This window comes from Streptomyces sp. NPDC051664, from assembly GCF_044453545.1.
GTDB lineage: Bacteria > Actinomycetota > Actinomycetes > Streptomycetales > Streptomycetaceae > Streptomyces.
Map to the genome: position 1 here is coordinate 1 of NZ_JBITCU010000082.1, position 5824 is coordinate 5824.

4 protein-coding genes are annotated in these 5824 nt (G+C 66.7%); 1 reads left to right on the forward strand and 3 read right to left on the reverse strand.

The window, feature by feature from the left end; genetic code table 11:
* Nucleotides 1-15: 15 nt before the first annotated feature.
* Nucleotides 16-651, reverse strand: coding sequence for a transposase family protein (locus ACIA8E_RS41390; protein WP_399307222.1), 636 nt, complete (start codon nucleotides 649-651; stop codon nucleotides 16-18).
* 264 nt (nucleotides 652-915) lie between these two features.
* Nucleotides 916-1461, reverse strand: coding sequence for a GNAT family N-acetyltransferase (locus tag ACIA8E_RS41395; RefSeq protein ID WP_399307216.1), 546 nt, complete (start codon nucleotides 1459-1461; stop codon nucleotides 916-918).
* A gap of 546 nt (nucleotides 1462-2007) precedes the next feature.
* On the opposite strand from ACIA8E_RS41395, the gene ACIA8E_RS41400 reads away from it, so the two are divergent.
* On the forward strand, nucleotides 2008-2478 hold the full coding sequence (locus tag ACIA8E_RS41400; protein ID WP_399307218.1) for a hypothetical protein: 471 nt from the start codon (nucleotides 2008-2010) through the stop codon (nucleotides 2476-2478).
* A 333-nt stretch (nucleotides 2479-2811) separates the two neighbouring features.
* Here the strand turns inward: ACIA8E_RS41400 and ACIA8E_RS41405 are convergent, their stop codons facing one another.
* Entirely contained in the window at nucleotides 2812-5259 is a 2448-nt protein-coding gene (locus ACIA8E_RS41405) for a Helicase associated domain protein (RefSeq protein WP_399307220.1), read from the reverse strand.
* Between the last annotated feature and the right edge of the window lie 565 nt (nucleotides 5260-5824).

Here is a 5824-nt window from a genome sequence, read left to right on the forward strand (position 1 = left end):
AAGACCCCAAGCCGTTCATCTGGACCAAGACCGCCGAAGAGATCCTCGACTCCCTCGCCCGCTTCTGCCGACGGATCTCCGGCGCAGGACACTAGCGCGGTCACGGCAGATGATCTCGGAACCGGGATGCTCCCGCAGCCAGCCGGCCAGGGTCGCTCCGTCGCGGCCGGATAGCAGGTCGAGAGGCTGGCCAGTCTCGCAGTCAATGAGCACGGTGCCGTAATGCTGTCCGCGACGGGTGGCGAAGTCATCGACGCCCAACACCTTCGGAACGGTCCAGGCAGGATCGGGTAAAGCCATAACCGCCCGCAGCATTGTCGTTCGGCTCACCCCCATGTGCAGAGCGGCGGCAAGACGGCTACCGGCCCGGCCTGCGAGCGCAACGGCGACAGCCTCCAGAACCCGCCGGGCGGCAGGCGTGCGGCGGCTGTAGCGAACGGTCAGTCCCTCGACCTGTTCGGCGAATGTCCGCCGCGAGCAACGAGTGTTTTCGCAGTAGAGCCGCCGCACTGTCAGCTTGATCACTACCGGTCGATCCCCGACCGGCGTGTCGGCAAGACATCTCCCGTACGTGCTGTGCACCCGGCTGGAGAGCGCCGCGCAACCAGGACAGGCCACCTCGGTCTCCCGAGTTCTCGCCACCAGCCGCATCACACCGCACTCGGAGAACACTCGCTCCACCAGCAACTCGCTGAGGTGCGGAAACAGGTCACCGACCAGGTCGTCACACCCGTCACCGAGGCCGAACCCCGTTGATCGTCCTCACGGAATTTGTGCCTGATCCGAGTTACGAGAGCGCCTGTAGCTCAGCTGCGAGAGCACCCGCTTCGCATGGAGAGTGGTGTCACCGAGTTTGGAGAGCACCCAGATGCCTGCTTCGGGACCATGGTTGTGCGCTGCACGACGAGGGGGTCGTTATAGCCCGTGGGCTTCTCTGCGGAGGATCCGGTACAGCACACACTGGCGAAGGGGCCCTTCGGGCACGCTCGGATCCTCGAAGTCGTCGGCCAGGTCCCGGGTCATGCCGATCCGGCGCATCACTGCCTGGGAACGAAGGTTGTTGACGGTCGTCGACGCAACGACCTCCCGCAGCCCGAGGGCCTCGAAGCCGAAGGCTAGGCAGGCCAGGGCGGCCTCGGTGGCGTAACCGTGATCCCACGCCGAACGCACCAACCGCCACCCGATATCCACCCCCGCGAACGGCATGTCCTCGTCCACCTCATCCAAGCCGGCGCGGCCGATGAACTCACCGGTCTCCCGTGCTTCGAGCGCCCACCACCCAAAACCTCGCCCGTCGAACTCGGCCTGCATGAGCGCCACCGCAGCATCGCTCTGCTCCCGCGTCAGCAGTGCCCCCAGGTGTTCTCGGACTTCGGGATCGGCGTTCATCGCCGCCCACGGTTCGAGGTCGGACTCCCGCCACCGGCGGAGCAGGAGACGGTCGGTGCGCAGCTCTGGCATGCCGGCCAGCTAACGCCATCACGATCGGGGTGTCGATCGGTTATGTCGAACCCTATGGTGCTCGCCAATGCCAGCCCCGCGACACAGATCTTCACGGCCTACACCGCTTGGCGGGACGCGATCCCCGACCGCACTCACCGCTCTCAAGCGCTGCTACTTCTCATCGACATTCCTGGGCCTCTTGACAGCGAACCGATGCCAGGAACCACCGACATTCGCTCTCCGCTCTCACGTACGCAGCCACGGGCCCTTGCAGATCGACGCCGCGATCAGCCTCGGGCGGCTTCTCAATGACCTTGAGGGGGGGGCACGTGACGGTGCCTGCCCGGCTACGCCGCCCACTCCAAACCGAGCCTGGAATGGGACAGACCGGGCCCGGTGTCTGCTTCGGGGGAGGGGCGCTTGGTGCGTTCTCGGCGCGCCCTTTGTGACCCCGGTACGCCGCTGCCGTGGGGGTGATGGGGGCAGGGGTGGGTGCCGGGTGTCTGTGATCTTGGTGGTGCGGGCCGGTCGGCCCGCGCATGCTGCACTGATCTGAGGAGTCCTGTGCGTATCCGTTCGATCCTCTCTCTCGCCGCGTCCGCTGTCGCTGTGGCGGCGCTGGCTACTCCCGCCCAGGCCGCCGATGCCGCCGACGGCGTGTACTTCATCCGTGACGTGCGCAGCGGTGCGTGTCTGGCGGGCGGTGAAGGTTCGCTGGGCGCCCGCATCGAGCCCTGCAACCCCGGCACTGTGTGGGAGGTCCGCAATCAGGGCGACGGTCTGGCCCAGATCGTCCAGGCGCGCGGGGAGAACCGCTGTCTGGCGCTTTCGCCGATCCGGATCTACCCGCCGGCGGTGTGGGTGGATGAGTGCGGCCGCCAGCCCGACCGGTGGACGGTCCAGGGCGAGGCCTCGCAAGGGCCGGTCGCCATTGCCCTCGGCCGGGGCGAACTGGGCCATCTGACCACGGAGGGCCACCGCGTGATCCTCAGCCCCGACGGAAGCCCCCGGTGGATCCTGGAACGCCTCGGCTAGAACTTCTGTGTCGGGTCACCTCGCGGTCCGGATGAGGGCCCGCGAGGGAGCCCGGTTCGGTTACCTTCACGTGCCGTTCGACGTGGCTCTCGCACGGCGCGCCACCAAGCCGATCGCCGACGATGTAAGCCGCGGCTGCGGGGGGACTGGCACCGACTGCTGGATCTCCTGCCCGGTGGAGCGAAGACAGCCATCGGCTCCGACAGCGCCCTCACGGCGACTGCCGACCGCACTGGGCGGGATCCCGCCCAGCACGTGGAAGGCGTGCACGTGCCCTTCGAAGAAGGCATCCTGACTGTGCAGCGACCGCCTGATACGTAGGTCGCCACCTGTTCATGCCCAGTGGTATCCGAGTTCGGCGAGGGCTGTGAGTTGCTGTTCGGTGAGGCGGTGGCGTCGGTTTTTGTGGTTGCTGAGGAAGATGCCGAGGCGTACGGGGGTGCCGTCGGGGAGTTCTTCGATGTGCTGTCTTCCGACCACGGTCTTCTTCTCGCGCTGGATGTACTGAGCGAGGGCTGTTACGCCCCGCGTGAACGCGTCGGAGCCCTTTCCTGCCCCAGTCTTCGTGTTGGTTCGGGCTGTGGTCTTCTGGGGCCGTACGGCTGGTTTCACGCCCAGCTCACCTAGGCGGTGTTGCTGTTTCGGGTTGAGCTGCGTCCAGTCCCGTCGCTGCCGTGTGAGCCAGCGTCCGATGTCGTCGCCGCGATGGGTCACCCCGGGCACGATCTCCTCGAGGTCGGCACCGGCCGTGAGGAGTGCGGTCAGTCCGGTGTAGTGGCGTTGCCAGTCGATGGTCCATCCCAACTGTCCGGGGTTCCAGTCGGGGTCGATGGCGGCCAGCTGCTGGGCGCGCCGTGCTGCGCGCTGGGGGTCTTTGCCGAGTCCGCCGGGTCGCCGGAGGTTGGTGAGCCATTGCCCGACGGGTTTGTCGAGGGCGGTCGCGTGCCGTGGGGCGGCCAGCGTGCCGGCCTGTGCGTAGTAGGCGCGGGCTGCGGCGAGGTTTTCGGCGAACGCCGTGTCGGCGGTGTCCCAGATCATGCCGAGCTCTTCGAGCTCGTCGGTTCGGGTGCTGGACATGGTTCCGGCCCGGTAGGACCGCCGTTGGTCGGACAGCCACCTGCCGAGTGGGTAGGCGCCCTCGGCGTGTTCGTAGGGCACGTCCAGCGAGCCCTCCCGCTCGAAGTAGCGGCGGGCGGTGTCGTAGCCGCGGGTCCAGTCCTGGCGTTCGGTGTCGAGGATCTGGAACTTGATCCACTTCGCGATCATCACGGGGTCCCTGGGGGCCGCGAAGCGGAGCAGCAGCCGCGACTCCTCCTCACCATCCTCCGGCTCCGGACCGATGGTCTGCGACGGATCAACGACCTGCTTCTGGTTCTCCTGCGGAATAGCGAGCATCTCCACGGCACGCTCATCATGCGCCCGAAGCCCCTCAAGAACCTTCACCAAAGGGCGGTACGAAGAGGAGGTGAACATGTCTTCCGGCTGCTCATCCCGCGCCAGAAACACGGGCACGATCAGCGTCGCAATCTTCCCCTGCCCGGGTTTCTGACGCAACGCCCGGCCGATAGCCTGCACGATATCCACCGCCGACCCCTTCGGGTCCAAAAGCGCCACGGAATCCACCGCTCGGATATCGACGCCCTCGCCCAGGACGCGGCAGTTCGACAGCACCGCCCGCCCGGCCCGGCGCCCGAAGTCCCCCAGCACCTGGCGCCGGTGGCCCATCTCGTGCTCCCCGCACAACCAGTCAGCCCACACCCGTGCCGGGTATTTCTCCGGATCCGACGCATGCAACCGCTGCGCCACCCGCGGCAGCCCCTTCGCGAACGCGGACGCCTCTATCGTGCGGTGATGGAACGTGATGGTGGTCTGCAGGTCATGGACCGCCATCGTCTCGAGCAGCGCGGCCTGCAATGCCCCTATCCGCTCACCCCGCAACTGCTCCTCGCGCTTGTCTTCGCCGGCGAGGCGGGTGGGGGTGACGACGGGGTCGGCCAGTTCGACGACCACGATCTGATACCTGGCCAGCACCCCCCGGGACACGGCCGATGCGAGCGAGAGTTCGTACACGACAGGCCCGTAGATTCTGGGGTCGTCCATGGAGCAGGCCAGTTCCTGCGGCAGAGGGTTCCGCGCGTTCTCGAAGCCCTCCTGGCGCTCCGCCCACCGGGCCCGGGGTGGGCGTTCTTTCCAGATCCGGGGTGTGGCGGTCATGTAGAGCCGGCGCATCGCCGGGATGACGTCCTGGTCGTGGATCGCGGCCCACGCCTTCCCTGCCGATCCGCTGGTCCGGTGCGCCTCGTCCACGATCACCAGGTCGAAGACGTCCATGGGAAGCCCGTACGCGCCCTCGTGCGCCTCGGCCAGCACCGGCAGGGAGGCGTAGGTGGCATAAACCGTCACAGGACCGCGGCCGTGCCACAGCGCCAGCTGCGGCGGGCTGGTCGTGGACCGCACATCCAGGTCCCACAGATGCGGGTCGTCATCCAGCGAACACACCGCCACCGCCGGCCCGGTGTGCCCGGCCGATCGCCATTCGCGCACCGTCTGCGTCAGCAGATCCAGGGTCGGAAGCAGCACGAGAACGCGCCCGTTGCGCGCGAGCCGCAGCGCGGAGTGCGCGGCGATGAACGTCTTTCCCGTACCGCACGCCGCCACCACCGTGGCCCGCAGACCATCACGCGGGATCAACTTCCCCGGAGGGATATCAAGACCGCGCACCACAGCGTCAACGGCTTCAACCTGATGAGGTCGAAGCACAATCTTTTCTGTGCTCGTCATATCCGTACTCCAGAATTCACGGGAGGGGTGGCAAGTCCTGACAGAGGGGGTAGCAGTTCCCTCGTGATGCTACACACTGCATCCCGTGATGCATCATCGTGGTGGTGTGCGGCATCACTCTAGCGCAACAGGGCCCAGAGGGAGGGGCTTTCGGGTAGGCTCATGCATATGCTGAGTGTTCTTCAGGAAGTGAAAGGCTGTCACGCATCGGACGGAGCGAAGCGGAGTCCGGTACGCTCCATCTGCGGGGCCGGCTTCCCTTCGGGGTGACGGAACGTCACCGGGTGGGGGGTGGTTGTTTCTTCGGGATGCTACACAGGCCTGCACTGATGCCCCCTCACCCAGTAGCCAGCCGTTTCGGCGAAGCCGGAACCAGGGCGAGGGAGCGAAGCGGACACGCCTGCCTATCAGGAATTTAAGCGAAGCGTAATTCCAATTCCCGTGCAAAGCACGGGAATTACGGTGTGAAACACCGTCAACGAATTGCGCAGCAATTCGTCACGCGGTGCGAAGCACCGCGTTTCGCTTGCACAGCGCGCAGCGCTGTGGTACCCGCTCCGCGGGG

Excerpts from the sequence above, each read along its gene's own strand:
- ACIA8E_RS41390 (WP_399307222.1), bottom strand. The coding sequence starts at position 651 with ATGCGGCTGGTGGCGAGAACTCGGGAGACCGAGGTGGCCTGTCCTGGT.
- ACIA8E_RS41395 (WP_399307216.1), bottom strand. The coding sequence starts at position 1,461 with ATGCCAGAGCTGCGCACCGACCGTCTCCTGCTCCGCCGGTGGCGGGAG.
- ACIA8E_RS41405 (WP_399307220.1), bottom strand. The coding sequence starts at position 5,259 with ATGACGAGCACAGAAAAGATTGTGCTTCGACCTCATCAGGTTGAAGCC.